This is a genomic window from Burkholderia sp. Ax-1720, from assembly GCF_011753035.1.
GTDB classification, from domain to species: domain Bacteria; phylum Pseudomonadota; class Gammaproteobacteria; order Burkholderiales; family Burkholderiaceae; genus Burkholderia; species Burkholderia gladioli.
This window is the reverse complement of record NZ_VWWK01000175.1, coordinates 1-14,453: the sequence shown is the minus strand read 5'-3', so window position 1 is coordinate 14,453 and position 14,453 is coordinate 1. Positions and strand designations below refer to the sequence as shown.

The window sequence follows — 14,453 nt, the reverse complement described above, 5'->3', positions numbered from 1 at the left end:
GGACCTGCCGCGGCGCGCACATCATAAAGCAAGCGGCCGGGCGGCGGCACAAGCGGGCGGCGAAGACGCGCGAAGCTTGTGCGAAGGGGCCCGGGGCGGGGCCGCGAGCGCCTGTCATGTCGCGCGGCGGGCCTGCGTGCAGGGCGCCGCGGCCTGGCCGAACGGCCGGGGGCATGCCCGGAAGCGGGCCGTCGGCGGTTATAATTCCCGATCTTTCTTCCCGCCGCCGACCGCGTCCGGCCGTATCGCCCGCCGCGCGCCGTCGCCGCGTCGTTTGCCATCCGGGCCGCGCGAGCGGCCATCGAGTTACCGTCCATGACCCGTCCTGTCCGTACCCGCTTCGCTCCGAGCCCGACCGGCTTCATCCACCTCGGCAACATCCGTTCGGCCCTCTATCCCTGGGCCTTCGCGCGCAGCACCCAGGGCGCCTTCGTGCTGCGCATCGAGGACACGGATCTCGAACGTTCGTCGGAGGCTTCGGTCGACGCGATCCTCGAGGGCATGAAGTGGCTCGATCTCGATTTCGACGAGGGCCCGTTCTACCAGATGCAGCGCATGGACCGCTATCGCGCGGTGCTCGCGCAGATGCTCGAGAAGGGCCTGGTCTATCCCTGCTACATGTCGACCGAGGAGCTGGATGCGCTGCGCGAGCGCCAGCGCGAGGCCGGCGAGAAGCCGCGCTACGACGGCACCTGGCGCCCGGAGCCGGGCAAGCTGCTGCCCGAGCCGCCGGCCGGCGTGCAGCCGGTGCTGCGCTTTCGCAATCCGCTGACGGGCTCGGTGGTGTGGGACGACGCGGTGAAGGGCAGGATCGAGATCTCCAACGAGGAGCTCGACGACCTGGTGATCGCGCGTCCCGACGGCACGCCGACCTACAACTTCTGCGTGGTGGTCGACGATCTCGACATGCAGATTACCCACGTGATCCGCGGTGACGACCATGTCAACAACACGCCGCGCCAGATCAACATCCTGCGCGCGCTGGGCGGCGAGGTGCCGGTCTACGCGCACCTGCCGACCGTGCTGAACGAGCAGGGCGAGAAGATGAGCAAGCGCCACGGCGCGATGAGCGTGATGGGCTATCGCGACGCGGGCTACCTGCCCGAGGCCGTGCTCAACTACCTGGCGCGGCTGGGCTGGTCGCACGGCGATGCCGAGATCTTCTCGCGCGAGCAGTTCGTGTCCTGGTTCGACCTCGAGCACCTGGGCAAGTCGCCGGCGCAGTACGACCACAACAAGCTCAACTGGCTCAACAACCACTACATCAAGGAAGCCGACAACGCGCGCCTGGCCGAGCTGGCCAAGCCCTTCTTCGCCGCGCTCGGCATCGACGAGGCGACGCTCGCGAGCGGCGCGGACCTGCCCGGCGTGATCGGCCTGATGAAGGATCGCGCCTCCACCGTGAAGGAGATCGTCGACGGCGCGGCGATGTTCTATCGCGTGCCGGCGCCGGACGCGGAGGAACTCGCGCAGCGCGTCACCGATGCGGTCAAGCCGGCGCTGGCGGGTCTTGCCGAGGCGTTGAAGGCGGCCGAGTGGAGCAAGGAAGGCATCGCGGCCGCGCTGAAGGCCACGCTCGCCGAGCATGGCCTGAAGATGCCGCAACTGGCGATGCCGGTGCGCCTGCTGGTGGTGGGCACCACGCATACGCCCTCGCTCGACGCGGTGCTTGCCCTGCTGGATCGAAATGTCGTAATCTCGCGCCTCGCTGTTTGAGGTGATGGAGCGCCTCGGAGCGGGCCGGTATTTCCGGCCGGCTTTCGAGGGAGTCGCGGGATGAAATTTTTTGCGATTCCGATAAAAAGGGTATTTACAAACTCTGGGGTGCTCTCTATAATCTCGTTTCTGTTCTGCAAGGGGGGTATAGCTCAGCTGGGAGAGCGCTTGCATGGCATGCAAGAGGTCAGCGGTTCGATCCCGCTTACCTCCACCAACAGAACGGTTTTTGCAGTAGTCTGGTTGAAGTGTCGGCGGTGAAGCGGTTTGAAAAAAATCCTTCACAAATCGCTGAAAACCAGTAAGAATCTCGGTCTTTGCTGGATGCGCAAACAGCAAGGGCCAGCAGCAAGACAGAGTCTGAGAAGATTTTGTCCCCTTCGTCTAGAGGCCTAGGACATCACCCTTTCACGGTGAGTACAGGGGTTCGAATCCCCTAGGGGACGCCAGTCATCGCGTCGTACCCGATTGGTGCGAAGCAGGCAGGCCGAGCGTGATCAGCGCAGGTTTGTCGTGACGAATGTGTGGAGCGGTAGTTCAGTTGGTTAGAATACCGGCCTGTCACGCCGGGGGTCGCGGGTTCGAGTCCCGTCCGCTCCGCCACCAAACGCAAAGCCCGTTCGGCTGTTCGATGAACGGGCTTTATCGTTAAAGGTGCAAGCAGTAGAAGTAGCAGTACGCAGTCCCCTTCGTCTAGAGGCCTAGGACATCACCCTTTCACGGTGAGTACAGGGGTTCGAATCCCCTAGGGGACGCCAAGATTCGGCGTCGTTCGAGATTCGATCGATGTGCCGGCGGGAATTGACCAACGCCTGCCGGTGAGCTGTAAAAGACTGGAGCGGTAGTTCAGTTGGTTAGAATACCGGCCTGTCACGCCGGGGGTCGCGGGTTCGAGTCCCGTCCGCTCCGCCAGATACGCAAGGCCCGTTCGGCTGACATTTGAACGGGCTTTATTGTTGAAGGGCAAGGGTAGTAAAGGGGTTGGCAGTCAGCAGCTCCTGCGTTCATGGTGCAAGGGGGTATAGCTCAGCTGGGAGAGCGCTTGCATGGCATGCAAGAGGTCAGCGGTTCGATCCCGCTTACCTCCACCATTCGAACGTTGAGGTAATGAGTCGTAGCGGTACGCAGTCCCCTTCGTCTAGAGGCCTAGGACATCACCCTTTCACGGTGAGTACAGGGGTTCGAATCCCCTAGGGGACGCCAAATTCGGCGTCGTTCGAGATTCGATCGATGTGCCGGCGGGAATTGACCAACGCCTGCCGGTGAGCTGTAGAAAACTGGAGCGGTAGTTCAGTTGGTTAGAATACCGGCCTGTCACGCCGGGGGTCGCGGGTTCGAGTCCCGTCCGCTCCGCCAGATATGCAAAGCCCGTTCAGGAATACCTGAACGGGCTTTTTGCTTTTCAGGGGCTTGGCCGGCCTTCGGCTTCGGCGTCGTCCCGCCCGGGGTTTCGTCTTCTTCTCGCCGTCATCGGGCAATTCGCCATTGCATCGGCCGCGCGCTGCGCTATCGTGGCGAGGATCCGGGATTTTCCTCGACGCCATGCTCGATCCCACCGACCTGAGACTGCTGTTCCAGCTCCGCCCGGCCGAGGCGGACGACTTCGAGTTCGCCGAAGCGCTCACGCACGCCAACATGGGCGACTACTACCGTCGCCATGGCCTGCAGTGGCGTGCCGACCTGTTCTACCTGAGCTGGTGCGAATCGGAGAACTTCATCCTCGAGCGCGACGGCGAGCGCGTCGGCGTGATGCGGATCACCGAGGAGGGCGACTCGCTGCATATCCGCGACGTGCAGATCCGCGACGGTCATCGCGGGCTCGGCGCCGGCAGCTACCTGCTCGATACCGCGCATCGCTGGGCGCAGGCGCGCGGCCTGCGCGAGACGCAGTTGCGCGTGTTCGTCGACAATCCCGCCGCCAAGCTCTACCTGCGCATGGGCTACCGGCTCGCCGGGCCGCGGCTCGCGCAGTTCGGCTCGATCCGGCACATGGTGCGGCTGGTCAACTGAGCTTGCGCGGGGCCTCGGCGCGCTGCGTGCCGGGCGCGGCGACTGTTTCGGAGAACGTCGTTGCGGCCGTATCGGCGGAGGCCGCGGCTTCGCTGGCCGCGGCCGGGTCGTCAGGGTCGACCGGATCGATAGCGGGAGCACCGGCATCGCCGAGCATGAAGGCGCGCGGGCTCTTGCCGAAGGCGCGCCGGAACATCGCCGAGAACGCGCTCTGGCTCTGGTAGCCGAGCTCCTGGGCCACATGCGACATCGGCCGCCCCTGGTTCAGCAGCGGAATCGCGCGTGCGAGCAGCGCCTGCTGCTGCCATTGCGTGAAGCTCACCCCCAGTTCCTGGCGAAACAGCCGCGCGATGGTGCGCGTGCTCGCGCCCACGCTGGCGGCCCAGTGATCGAGCGATTCGGCCTGGGCCGGATGCGCGAGCACGGCCTCGCACAGCGCGCGCAGGCGCTTCTCGGACGGCATCGGCACGGCCAGCGGCAAGGGCTCGCTGCGCGTCAGTTCGTCGAGGATCAGGGCGGTGAGCAGGCGCTCGCGCGTCTGCGCCAGGGTGCGCACGTCGAGCGCGGTGATCAGCTCGCGCAGCAGGCCCGAGACTTCCACCACGCGGCAATCGTCGAGCCCGCCGGGCAGCGCCGTCTCGTCGATGTAGAGCGTGCGCAGGAAGGCATCCTCGACCACCACGATCTCGTGCGCCACGCGCGGCGGCACCCAGATCGCGCGCGAGGGCGGCACCATCCAGGTGGTGCCGGCCGTGGTCACGCGCAGCACGCCGCGCGAGGCGTAGGCGAGCTGCCCCCAGGCATGCGTGTGCTGCGGGATGCGCGTGCTGGCCGCCATTGGGCGCGGACGCACGCGCAAGGGGTGCTCGGGCGTCGGCGCGAATTCGGGCGGGATGTCGATCGTGATCGGCGCTAAGAGGGAGAGGGCAGGGGCGGGTTTCATCGGACGCGCGGCGGCTGGACCAAGCGATATTGTATGAGCGGCGGCGCCTTGCCGCTGCCGCGCCGGTCGCGGCGCCGGCAGCGCGCTGTCCCGGTTTTGCCGGCCGCATGCGATTCAATATGAGGCAGGGGGTGACAGCGCGGCCCGGCTGCGCGATGATCGCCTCGCGCCGGAAACTCTCGGCGGTCGCGGCGGACGACCTCGGGATGTGCCCCCGGGATGCGCCCCGGCGCCCGCGCCCGCTCGTTACCGCGATGCCTCGACAGGAGAAGGAATCAGGATGCGCCACGTATTCGTCTACGGCACGCTGCGTGCCGGCGAGATCAACGACATCGGCCGCGCCGCCGCGCGGCATGGCATCGGCGCGCCGCGGCTGCTCGGTTCGGCCGCGCTGCGCGGCCGGCTCTACGACTTCGGCGATTATCCGGGCATGGTGCCCGGCGCGGGCGAGGACCAGGTGCACGGCGACGTCTACGCGATCGACGAGCGCCTGGTGCCGGTGCTCGACGAGATCGAGGAGGTCTATCCCGGCGTCGACGGCCTGTTCCTGTCGCGGCAGGTCACGGTCGAGCTGGCCGGGCGGCGCTACGACTGCCTCTATTACCCGGTGGGCGAGCGTTCGGTGGCCGAGCGGCCGCGCATCGCCTCGGGCGACTGGGTGGCCCACCGGCTCGCGCGCCAGGTGCCGGCCGAGCTGCAGGCCGGCTGAGACGGCGGCTTCGCGGGCCCACCGCGGCCAATAGGAAAACGGGCGTGCCGTTCGACAAACATCGAACGGCACGCCCGTTTTTCGTTCCGGTGCGGGCCGGTGTCGCCGGCCCGCGTCACGCCAGGCTCAGATCTCCTCGTAGAGCGGCAGCGTCAGGAATTCGGTGAAGGATTCCGAGGTGGACATGCTCTCGAAGATCGCGGCGGCGCGCTCATAGGGCTGGGTATCGCCCGCCACCACCTGCTTGACCTTGTCGAGCTCGACCTTCGCATACTCGCGCACCATCTCGGCCGTGACCTTGCGGCCGTCGTCGAGCACGCCCTTCGGCGAGCGGATCCATTGCCAGACCTGCGAGCGCGAGATCTCGGCGGTGGCCGCATCCTCCATCAGGTTGTGGATCGGCACGCAGCCGTTGCCTGCCAGCCAGGAGCCCAGGTAGTGGATCCCGACGTTGATGTTGTTGCGCAGGCCCGCCTCGGTGATCGGCGCTTCCGGCTGGAAGTCGAGCAGGTTGCGGCCTTCGATCTGCACGTCGTCGCGCTGCTTGTCGATCTGGTTCGGACGATCGCCCAGCACCTTGACGAATTCCTCCATCGCGATCGGCACCAGGCCCGGGTGCGCGACCCAGCCGCCGTCGTAGCCGTCGCCGGCATCGCGCGCCTTGTCCGAGCGCACGCCGCCCATCGCCTTGTCGTTCGCTTCCGGATCGTTCTTGATCGGGATCAGCGCGCTCATGCCGCCGATCGCCGGGGCGCTGCGCTTGTGGCAGGTCTTCAGCAGCAGCAGCGCGTAGGCGCGCATGAAGGGCACCGTCATGGTGATCTTCGAGCGGTCGGCCAGGCAGAACTCGCGGTCGTTCTTGAACTTCTTGATGGCCGAGAAGATGTAGTCCCAGCGGCCGGCGTTGAGGCCCGAGCTGTGCTCGCGCAGCTCGTACAGGATCTCGTCCATCTCGAAGGCGGCCAGGATGGTCTCGATCAGCACGGTGGCGCGGATCGTGCCGCGCGGCACGCCGATCGCCTCCTGGGCGGCCACGAAGATGTCGTTCCAGAGGCGCGCCTCCAGGTGGCTTTCCATCTTCGGCAGGTAGAAGTAGGGGCCCGAGCCGCGCGAGAGCAGTTCCTTCGCGTTGTGGAACAGGTAGAGCGCGAAGTCGAACACGCCGCCCGAGACGCGCTGGCCGTCCACCGTGACGTGCTTCTCGTCGAGGTGCCAGCCGCGCGGGCGCACGATCAGCGTGGCCACGCGCTCGTTGAGCCGGTACGACTTGCCGTTCTGCTCCAGCGAGATGGTCTTGCGCACCGCGTCGAACAGGTTGATCTGGCCGTCGAGCTGGTTGGTCCACACCGGCGCGTTCGAATCCTCGAAGTCCGTCATGTAGGAGTCCGCGCCCGAGTTCAGCGCGTTGATGATCATCTTGCGCTCGACCGGCCCGGTGATCTCGACGCGGCGGCATTGCAGGTCGGCCGGCAGCGGCGCGACCTTCCAGTCGCCGTCGCGGACCGCCTGGGTGTCGGCGAGGAAGTCCGGGCGTTCGCCGGCGTCCAGGCGCCGCGTGCGCTCGGCGCGCAGCTTCAGCAGTTCCTGGCGGCGCGGCTCGAAGGCACGGTGCAGCCGGGCGACGAGTTCGAGCGCCTCGGGCGTCAGGATTGCGTCGTAGCCGGGGCGGATCTCGCCCGTGATCGCCATGCCTTGCGGCAGCTTCAGCGTGGTCGTCATGTGTTTCTCCTTGGTCGGTCAGTGCGAATTGCGTAAAGCGAATTGCGGAAAACGGATTACGAGAATCGAGATGCGCGAGGCGAAATCGACAACGGAAAACGACGTCAGGCGCCCGGGCCGGGGCGTGACGGCGGGGTCGCGGCGCCGGCCACGAAGGCCAGCAGGTCATCCATGCGCGCGCCGGTGCCGGCCGGCGCGACGCCGAGTTCCTCGCGCGGCGCGCCGCCGCGGTTCAGCCAGAAGGTGGTGTAGCCGAACCAGCCGGCGCCGGCTGCGTCCCAGCCGTTCGAGGAGACGAACAGGATCTCGCGCGGCGCCGCGCCGAAGGCCTCGGTGCCGAGCCGGTAGGCGGCCGCGGCCGGCTTGTAGGCGCGCACCGTTTCCACCGACAGCACGCGGTCGAACAGGCCCGCCATGCCGGCGCTCTTCACGGCGATGTCGAGCATGCGCGAATCGCCGTTCGAGAGGATCGCCAGGCGCGGCGCGCCGGGCAGCTCGCGCAGCCGGCGCAGGGCCGGCACGGTATCGGGATAGGTGGACAGGCAGGCGTATTCGTCCATCAGCCGCTTCTCGGCGGCCGCGCCGAGTTCGAGGCCGAGCGAGCGGCCGGCATGGCGCAGCGCGTCGAGCGTGATGTCCCAGAACGGGCGGTAACGCGCCCCCTCGGGATCGGACAGCGTGCGCAGCTGGGTGTATTCGATCTGCTTGCGGCGCCACAGCTGGGACAGGGCATCGCCGCGCCCCGGAAACAGTTGCTCGGCCGCGGCGACCACCGCGTGCACGTCGAACAGCGTGCCGTAGGCGTCGAACAGGATGGCTTTGGGGGAGAGTGTCGTTATGGCCGACATAGCCGTGCGCTCCAGGTAGAGGTCGGAATCGATTCTATTCGTGATTCGGGAGGTTGGAAAATACGCTTTCCATCACTTGATCTTTTACTTTTATCAACCTAATCTGGCCGGCATCATCGATTTCCCCGCGTGAGACATGGACCGCTTCAAGCAGATCGAGACCTTTATCGCGGTGGCCGGCAAGGGCAGCCTGTCGGCCGCCGCCCATGCCGAGGGCGTGGCGCCCGCCATCATCGGCCGGCGGCTCGACGCGCTGGAGGAGCGGCTCGGCGTGAAGCTGCTGTTGCGCACCACCCGCAAGCTGACCCTGACCTTCGAGGGCTCGGCCTTCCTGGAGGACTGCCAGCGCGTCGTGCACGACATGCAGAACGCCGAGGCCAGCGTCTCGGCCGGCGGCGTGAAGGCCAGCGGGCACCTGCGCGTGTCGGGGCCGGCCGGCTTCGGGCGCCGCCATGTCGCGCCGCTGGTGCCGGCCTTCACCGCGGCGCATCCCGACGTGACGATCACGCTCGATCTGTCCGATCGCATGGTCGACCTCGTCAACGAGGGGTTCGACTGCGCGGTGCGGCTGGGCGAGCTGCCCGATTCCTCGCTGGTCTCGCTGAAGCTGGGCGAGAACCGGCGCGTGTGCGTCGCCGCGCCCGCCTACCTGGCGCGCGCCGGCACGCCGCGCACGCTGGAGGAACTGGCGCGCCACCACTGCCTGGCGCTGGCCGCTAACGCCAACCAGCAGCGCGGCTGGGCCTTCCAGCAGGACGGGCAGATCGTCTCGATCCGCGTGGCCGGCCCGATGGAATGCTCGGACGGCGCGGTGCTGCACGAGTGGTGCCTCGAGGGTCATGGCCTGGCCTGGCGTTCCTGGTGGGAGGTGGGCGCCGATATCGCGGCCGGGCGCCTGGTGAGCGTGCTCGACGAGTTCGCCGCGCCGCCGATCGGGATCCACGCGGTGTTCCCGCAGCGCCGGCATCTGCCCTTGCGCGTGCGCTTGTTCCTCGACTTTCTCAAGCACACCTACGAGCGGCCCGGTTACTGGGGTTGAGGGGCGGGCAAGGCGCGATGCCGCCGAATCCGGGGTTGAATCCAAGGCACGGCACCGGTCGATGCCCCGCGTTTCCGATATCAGGACGAACCCTCTGCCACGGCGGCGCGGCCGCCACCGCGACCTACAATCGATCGGATGGAGGCCGCCACGGCGCCCCCGCGGGTCGTGCGGGCTGCCGCGGCTTGATCGACGGAGGGCGCCATGTTCAAGCACATCCTGGTTCCGACCGACGGGTCCGAGTTGTCGCGCAAGGCGATCGACGGCGCGATCGATCTCGCGCAGACGGTCGGCGCGCGCGTGACCGCCTATGCGTGTCTGCCGCAATATCCGTATTCCCCGTTCGCGGCCGAGGCGATGGTCGAGCCGCCGGCCGAATTCCGCGAGCGCAGCGAACGCGAGGCGCACGCGCATCTGGAGGAAGTCGAGGGCTGCGCGCGTCGCGCCGGCGTCGCCTGCGACAGTTGCACCAGCCTGCACCCGTCGCCCTACCTCGGCATCATCGAGGCGGCGGAGCGCGGCGGCTGCGACGTGATCTTCATGGCCTCGCACGGCCGACGCGGGCTCGGCAGCCTGCTGATCGGCAGCGAGACGCAGCGCGTGCTCACGCATACGAAAATCCCGGTGATCGTCTATCGGTGACGGGCGCCCCGGCAAGCCGGGCTGCCCCTGAATGAAAGACCGCGCGCCAGGGCCGGCGCGCGGTTCGTAACGGCCTGGCGATACCGTGCCCGGTGTCGCCGGTGCCGGGCGCGTGCATGGCACGCCCGGCTTGTGGTCTGTCGCGGCGCGGTGGTCCGCGCCTTTGTCGTCATCGCTCCCTGATCGCTGCCCGGGCGGGGCAGGACGAATCGTCCGGCCCCGCCTTCCTGCTGAACACGAAACCGGCTCAGGCGACCTTCTTGCCGTCGAAGAACTGTTCGTCCTCGGTCGAGCCGTGCAGCGCCGTGGTCGAGGCTTCGCGCTCGACCGTCTGGGTCACCGCGTCGAAGTAGCCGGTGCCCACCTCGCGCTGGTGCTTGACGGCCGTGAAGCCCTTGTCGGCGGCGGCGAACTCGGCCTGCTGCAGTTCCACGAAGGCGCTCATCTGGGTGCGGGCATAACCGTGCGCGAGGTTGAACATCGAGTAGTTCAGCGAGTGGAAGCCGGCCAGCGTGATGAACTGGAACTTGTAGCCCATCGCGCCGAGCTCCTTCTGGAACTTGGCGATGGTCGCGTCGTCGAGGTTCTTCTTCCAGTTGAAGGACGGCGAGCAGTTGTACGAGAGCATCTTGCCCGGGAACTGCTTGTGGATCGCCTCGGCGAACTTCTTCGCGTACTCGAGATCGGGCTTGCCGGTTTCGCACCAGACCAGGTCGGCGTAGGGCGCATAGGCCAGGCCGCGCGAGATCGCCTGCTCGATGCCGGGGCGCGTGCGGAAGAAGCCTTCGACGGTGCGCTCGCCGGTCAGGAAGGGCTTGTCGTTCTCGTCGATGTCGGACGTGATCAGGTCGGCGGCTTCCGCGTCGGTGCGCGCGATCAGCACGGTCGGCACGCCCATCACGTCGGCGGCCAGGCGCGCGGCGCCGAGCTTGGCGACGTTCTCGCGGGTCGGCACCAGCACCTTGCCGCCCATGTGGCCGCACTTCTTGACCGAGGCGAGCTGGTCCTCGAAGTGCACGCCCGAGGCGCCGGCCTCGATCATCGCCTTCATCAGCTCGAAGGCATTGAGCACGCCGCCGAAACCGGCTTCCGCATCGGCCACGATCGGCGCGAAGTAGTCGACGTAGCCTTCCTCGCCGGGGTTCTTGCCTTCCGACCACTGGATCTGGTCGGCGCGCGTGAGCGTGTTGTTGATGCGCTTGACCACCAGCGGCACCGAGTTGGCCGGGTAGAGCGACTGGTCGGGGTACATCTCGCCGGCCACGTTGGCGTCGCCCGCCACCTGCCAGCCCGACAGGTAGATGGCCTTGAGGCCCGCCTTGACCTGCTGCATGGCCTGGTTGCCGGTCAGCGCGCCGAGCGCGTTGACGAAGGGCTCCTCGTTGATGAGGCTCCAGAGCTTTTCCGCGCCGCGCTGGGCGATGGTGTGCTGGACCTCGATCGAGCCGCGCAGGCGGATCACGTCCTCGGCGCTGTAGCCGCGCTTGATGCCCTTCCAGCGCGGATCGCTTTCCCACTTCTGCTGCAGTGCCTTGGCCTGTTGTTGACGCGACATGATGAGTCTCCTTGAGAACATGAATCGGTGAGGGATACGAGTCCTGGGTTCGCGATCGGGAGGCGGGCGGTGCATCCGGCGCTTCGTTTCGTGAACTCTTGTATAAGAGTCTAGGGAAGCGTCCGGCGCGGCGACAGCGGCTTTGGTGGGCTCCTCTAAAATATTTACTTGTTGTTAATCAATGGTTTGAATGAGTCGTTTCGCGATGAGAAACGCCTTTTTCCATCTCGCAATCACCCGGCTTGTGCCACGCAGCATGATTTTTTACGAGACAAAAAAATTTTCCGTATCGTGAAATGTCAACGGCGGGCGAAAAAAAACCGGTGCCGAAGCACCGGTTTTGTCTTGCGTGGGGCGCACGAGGCGCCCGGGCTCAGGCTGCCGAGCCGCGACGCGGGCCGCGCGGGGCGTCGCTGCGACGGTTGCCGCCGTAGCCGCCTTCGCGGTTGCCGCCGCCGTTCGAGGGCTTGCCGCTCCAGCCGCCGCCATTGCCGCTGCCGTAGCTGCGGCCGCCTTCGCGATTGCCGCCGCCGTAGCCGCCTTCACGGCTGCCGCCCGGCTTGCCGCCGAAACGGCGACCGCCGCCGTTGCCGCCGCCCGGACGGCCACGGCTCGGGCCGTTGCGCGGGGGAGCCTTGCGCGGCTCGAAGCCTTCGATCACGTTGACCGGCAGCGGCGAACGCACGAAGCGCTCGATGCGCTTGAGGGCGCCCTGTTCGGCGTGGTGCACCAGGCTCACCGCGATACCCGAGCGGCCCGCGCGGCCGGTACGGCCGATGCGGTGCACGTAGTCCTCGGCGAACTTCGGCAGGTCGTAGTTGAAGACGTGCGTGATGCCGGGGATGTCGATCCCGCGCGCGGCCACGTCGGTGGCCACCAGCACGCGCACGCGGCGCTCGCGCAGCGCGCGGATGGTGCGGTTGCGCGCGCCTTGCGGCAGGTCGCCGTGCAGCGCGGCCGATTCGAAACCGGCATCGGCCAGGCGGCCGGCCAGCTGGTCGGCGTCGATCTTGGTGGCGGTGAAGATGATCGCCTGGTCCAGCGCGTCGTCGCGCAGCAGGTGGTCGAGCAGGCGATCCTTGTGGTCGCGGTCGTCGACGTAGTGGACCGTCTGGGCGATGTTGGTGCGCGCCTCCATCTTCTGGACGATCTCGATGCGCTCCGGATCCTTCAGCAGGCGGCTGGTCAGCGAGCCGATCTTGCCGTCCAGGGTGGCCGAGAACAGCATGGTCTGGCGCGAGGCCGGGGTGGCCGCGACGATGGTCTCGATGTCGTCGATGAAGCCCATGTCGAGCATGCGGTCGGCTTCGTCGAGCACCAGCATCTTCAGCTCGGACAGGTCGATGCGGCCGCGCTCGAGGTGGTCGAGCAGGCGGCCCGGCGTGGCGACCAGGATTTCCGGGTTCTTCGCCAGCAGCATCAGCTGCTGGCCATAGGCCACGCCGCCGAGGATGCTGACCGTGCGCAGGCGGCGCAGGTGCTTGCCGTAGGTCGAGGCGGCGGTGGTGACCTGCATCGCCAGCTCACGCGTGGGGGTCAGCACCAGCAGGCCCGGGCGGGCCACCGGCTGCGGGCGGCGCTGGCGGCGGTCGGCCGATTGCGGCTCGCGCGGCGCGCGCGGTTGTTGCGCCTGGGTCTTCTGCAGCTGCGCGAATCGCTCGATCGCGGGCAGCATGAAGGCGGCCGTCTTGCCGGAGCCGGTCGGGCTCGACACCAGGAGGTCGCGACCCGCGATGCCGGCGGGGATCGCGCGCTGCTGGACCGGGGTCGGCTTCACGTAGCCGGCGGCCTGCAGGGCGGAGACGATCTCCGGCGACAGCCCGAGCGACACGAAGCTCGGTTCGCCGTCGTCGGGCTGCGCAGCCTCGATGGGCGCGGCAGCGGCGTCGGTCAGACCGAGTGCCTGGTCGGCAATCGCGTTGAGCGGGCTTTGGGGTTGGCTCGAAGTCATATCAATCCTTGAAACACGGTGGGTGAAACGTCGGCGCCAATCGTGCATGCCCAAGTCGACAATGCATCGAGCAAATCGGGAACGTGACAGACGTCCGCGTTCGAGGAACGCAGACTCACTCACGGGTGCGTTAGAAGCTGTTTCGGGTGCGGCACACGGCGGAAATCCGGAAGTCGGAATTCGCCGAACACGCCGCCAGCCTGATACTTTGATGGCCGCGAAGGGCCCAGAGAGGCAGGAGGGGACAGGTTCTAAACTGGATTGGAGCGAAACGTACGAGGCGTCAAAACGGGGCTGGATGTGCAGCCCATACGTGACGCGAAGCGGATTATAGAGGGATTTGCTGCAGCGCGCCACTGCTATCGTGGCGTATTTGTGAAATGCCGGCGCGATGCCGGCGAATTCGATACGTTTCGTTACACGTTTGTCCCGCTTTGGCGGCGGTTCGGCAGCCGCCCGGGGCCGCGGGCAAGGCGGCACCAGCCGCGAGGCGGCGGGCGCCGGCCACGCGGCTCAGGAGGCGGCGCCGCTCTTCAGGTCTTCCACCAGCTGCACGTACTGCTTCTGGGCCTCTTCCTGCGAGGTGCCCTTCAGCGCGGCCCAGGCGTCGTACTTGTACTTGCCGACGATGTCGGTGAAGCCGGGCTTCTCGCCGTTGACGTCGCCTTCGCTGCCTTGCTTGTACAGCGCGTAGAGACGCAGCAGGGTCATGTTGCCGGGCTTCTCGCTCAGTTGCTTGACGTCCACCAGCGCTTGCTCGAACTGGGCTTGGATATCGCTCATCGGGTGTCTCCGAGGGGTTTTCAGGTCGGCAGATGGTAGCAAGCGGCGCCGCCGGGCGGGTCGAGCGATCCTTCCAAACCGGCTGGCCGCCGCCCCGGCCGATCATGATGTGCCGGCCGCCGGTTTCGAAACGCCCGTGCCGGCGGGGTGCCGCATTACAATGTCGGCCATGACGCAAACCGTGCTCCTCGCCATCGATACCTCGACCGAATTCTGCTCGGTCGCCCTGATCGCCGCCTCCGACGCGGCGCCTGCCTCCACCGCCCCGCGCCTCTGGTTCCGCCACGACGAGACGGGCGCCGTCTCCAGCACGCGCGTGCTGCCTGCCGTGCGCGAACTGCTCGACGAAGCCGGTTTCACGCTGGCCGATTGCGCCGCGATCGCCTTCGGCGCGGGCCCGGGTTCGTTCACGGGCCTGCGCACCGCGACCGGCGTGGCGCAGGGCCTGGCTTTCGGCCGCGGCCTGCCGGTGGTGCCGATCGGCACGCTGGCCGCCTGTGCCGAGCACGCGCGGCTCAACGCGCTGGCCGCCGGCGCA

Annotated in this window: 12 protein-coding genes and 8 tRNA genes; 14 read left to right on the top strand and 6 right to left on the bottom strand. The window is 67.5% G+C overall.

The features are described 5' to 3' along the window. The first annotated feature begins 315 nt into the window (after positions 1-315). From gltX to F3J18_RS30475, 10 genes are all read left to right on the top strand, one after another. A complete protein-coding gene (gene gltX / locus F3J18_RS30520) occupies positions 316-1,716 on the top strand; it encodes a glutamate--tRNA ligase (protein ID WP_025099306.1) in 1,401 nt (466 codons plus the stop codon). Between the two features lie 141 nt (positions 1,717-1,857). Then, positions 1,858-1,933, top strand: a tRNA-Ala gene (locus F3J18_RS30515). A gap of 156 nt (positions 1,934-2,089) precedes the next feature. Next, positions 2,090-2,165 (top strand) — tRNA-Glu (locus F3J18_RS30510). Positions 2,166-2,242: 77 nt separating this feature from the next. Then, positions 2,243-2,319 (top strand) — tRNA-Asp (locus F3J18_RS30505). A gap of 79 nt (positions 2,320-2,398) precedes the next feature. After that, positions 2,399-2,474 (top strand) — tRNA-Glu (locus F3J18_RS30500). A 77-nt stretch (positions 2,475-2,551) separates the two neighbouring features. Beyond that, positions 2,552-2,628, top strand: a tRNA-Asp gene (locus F3J18_RS30495). 103 nt (positions 2,629-2,731) lie between these two features. Next, positions 2,732-2,807: transfer RNA gene (locus F3J18_RS30490), tRNA-Ala, on the top strand. A 36-nt stretch (positions 2,808-2,843) separates the two neighbouring features. Beyond that, positions 2,844-2,919 (top strand) — tRNA-Glu (locus F3J18_RS30485). Positions 2,920-2,995: 76 nt separating this feature from the next. Then, positions 2,996-3,072 (top strand) — tRNA-Asp (locus F3J18_RS30480). Positions 3,073-3,258: 186 nt separating this feature from the next. Continuing rightward, positions 3,259-3,726: a GNAT family N-acetyltransferase gene (locus F3J18_RS30475; protein WP_013698551.1), complete on the top strand. Its 468-nt coding sequence runs from the start codon at positions 3,259-3,261 to the stop codon at positions 3,724-3,726. Here F3J18_RS30475 and F3J18_RS30470 read toward each other — a convergent pair. Continuing rightward, on the bottom strand, positions 3,719-4,669 hold the full coding sequence (locus tag F3J18_RS30470; RefSeq protein WP_025099307.1) for a helix-turn-helix transcriptional regulator: 951 nt from the start codon (positions 4,667-4,669) through the stop codon (positions 3,719-3,721). The two genes, F3J18_RS30475 and F3J18_RS30470, sit on opposite strands and share 8 nt — an antisense overlap. Positions 4,670-4,949: 280 nt before the next feature. Between F3J18_RS30470 and F3J18_RS30465 the strand changes: the two genes are divergently transcribed. After that, on the top strand, positions 4,950-5,378 hold the full coding sequence (locus F3J18_RS30465; RefSeq protein ID WP_166915848.1) for a gamma-glutamylcyclotransferase family protein: 429 nt from the start codon (positions 4,950-4,952) through the stop codon (positions 5,376-5,378). Positions 5,379-5,504: 126 nt separating this feature from the next. Here the strand turns inward: F3J18_RS30465 and aceB are convergent, their stop codons facing one another. Further along, complete coding sequence (aceB, locus tag F3J18_RS30460) at positions 5,505-7,097, bottom strand: malate synthase A (RefSeq protein ID WP_036050830.1); 1,593 nt, start codon at positions 7,095-7,097, stop codon at positions 5,505-5,507. Between the two features lie 104 nt (positions 7,098-7,201). After that, a complete protein-coding gene (locus tag F3J18_RS30455) occupies positions 7,202-7,945 on the bottom strand; it encodes a haloacid dehalogenase type II (RefSeq protein ID WP_017920954.1) in 744 nt (247 codons plus the stop codon). Positions 7,946-8,081: 136 nt separating this feature from the next. Between F3J18_RS30455 and F3J18_RS30450 the strand changes: the two genes are divergently transcribed. Further along, on the top strand, positions 8,082-8,984 hold the full coding sequence (locus F3J18_RS30450) for a LysR family transcriptional regulator (protein WP_025099311.1): 903 nt from the start codon (positions 8,082-8,084) through the stop codon (positions 8,982-8,984). 204 nt (positions 8,985-9,188) lie between these two features. Continuing rightward, complete coding sequence (locus F3J18_RS30445; protein WP_025099312.1) at positions 9,189-9,626, top strand: universal stress protein; 438 nt, start codon at positions 9,189-9,191, stop codon at positions 9,624-9,626. A gap of 247 nt (positions 9,627-9,873) precedes the next feature. Here F3J18_RS30445 and aceA read toward each other — a convergent pair whose 3' ends face one another. The 3 genes from aceA to F3J18_RS30430 all read right to left on the bottom strand — a co-directional run bounded on the left by aceA (position 9,874) and on the right by F3J18_RS30430 (position 13,915). Continuing rightward, positions 9,874-11,181 carry an isocitrate lyase gene (aceA, locus tag F3J18_RS30440; RefSeq protein ID WP_166915846.1) on the bottom strand — a complete coding sequence of 436 codons (1,308 nt, stop codon included), beginning with the start codon at positions 11,179-11,181 and terminating at the stop codon, positions 9,874-9,876. Positions 11,182-11,554: 373 nt separating this feature from the next. After that, a complete protein-coding gene (locus F3J18_RS30435) occupies positions 11,555-13,132 on the bottom strand; it encodes a DEAD/DEAH box helicase (protein ID WP_025099314.1) in 1,578 nt (525 codons plus the stop codon). A 513-nt stretch (positions 13,133-13,645) separates the two neighbouring features. Further along, the gene (locus tag F3J18_RS30430) at positions 13,646-13,915 is read right to left on the bottom strand and encodes an acyl-CoA-binding protein (protein ID WP_013698541.1); all 270 of its coding nucleotides are present in this window, start codon (positions 13,913-13,915) and stop codon (positions 13,646-13,648) included. A 160-nt stretch (positions 13,916-14,075) separates the two neighbouring features. Between F3J18_RS30430 and tsaB the strand changes: the two genes are divergently transcribed. After that, on the top strand, positions 14,076-14,453 hold a 378-nt coding region (tsaB, locus tag F3J18_RS30425), incomplete at its 3' end, for a tRNA (adenosine(37)-N6)-threonylcarbamoyltransferase complex dimerization subunit type 1 TsaB (RefSeq protein ID WP_166915844.1).

Excerpts from the sequence above, each read along its gene's own strand:
- F3J18_RS30470 (WP_025099307.1), bottom strand. The coding sequence starts at position 4,669 with ATGAAACCCGCCCCTGCCCTCTCCCTCTTAGCGCCGATCACGATCGAC.
- aceB (WP_036050830.1), bottom strand. The coding sequence starts at position 7,097 with ATGACGACCACGCTGAAGCTGCCGCAAGGCATGGCGATCACGGGCGAG.
- aceA (WP_166915846.1), bottom strand. The coding sequence starts at position 11,181 with ATGTCGCGTCAACAACAGGCCAAGGCACTGCAGCAGAAGTGGGAAAGC.
- F3J18_RS30465 (WP_166915848.1), top strand. The coding sequence starts at position 4,950 with ATGCGCCACGTATTCGTCTACGGCACGCTGCGTGCCGGCGAGATCAAC.
- F3J18_RS30445 (WP_025099312.1), top strand. The coding sequence starts at position 9,189 with ATGTTCAAGCACATCCTGGTTCCGACCGACGGGTCCGAGTTGTCGCGC.
- F3J18_RS30475 (WP_013698551.1), top strand. The coding sequence starts at position 3,259 with ATGCTCGATCCCACCGACCTGAGACTGCTGTTCCAGCTCCGCCCGGCC.
- F3J18_RS30430 (WP_013698541.1), bottom strand. The coding sequence starts at position 13,915 with ATGAGCGATATCCAAGCCCAGTTCGAGCAAGCGCTGGTGGACGTCAAG.
- F3J18_RS30455 (WP_017920954.1), bottom strand. The coding sequence starts at position 7,945 with ATGTCGGCCATAACGACACTCTCCCCCAAAGCCATCCTGTTCGACGCC.
- gltX (WP_025099306.1), top strand. The coding sequence starts at position 316 with ATGACCCGTCCTGTCCGTACCCGCTTCGCTCCGAGCCCGACCGGCTTC.
- F3J18_RS30435 (WP_025099314.1), bottom strand. The coding sequence starts at position 13,132 with ATGACTTCGAGCCAACCCCAAAGCCCGCTCAACGCGATTGCCGACCAG.
- F3J18_RS30450 (WP_025099311.1), top strand. The coding sequence starts at position 8,082 with ATGGACCGCTTCAAGCAGATCGAGACCTTTATCGCGGTGGCCGGCAAG.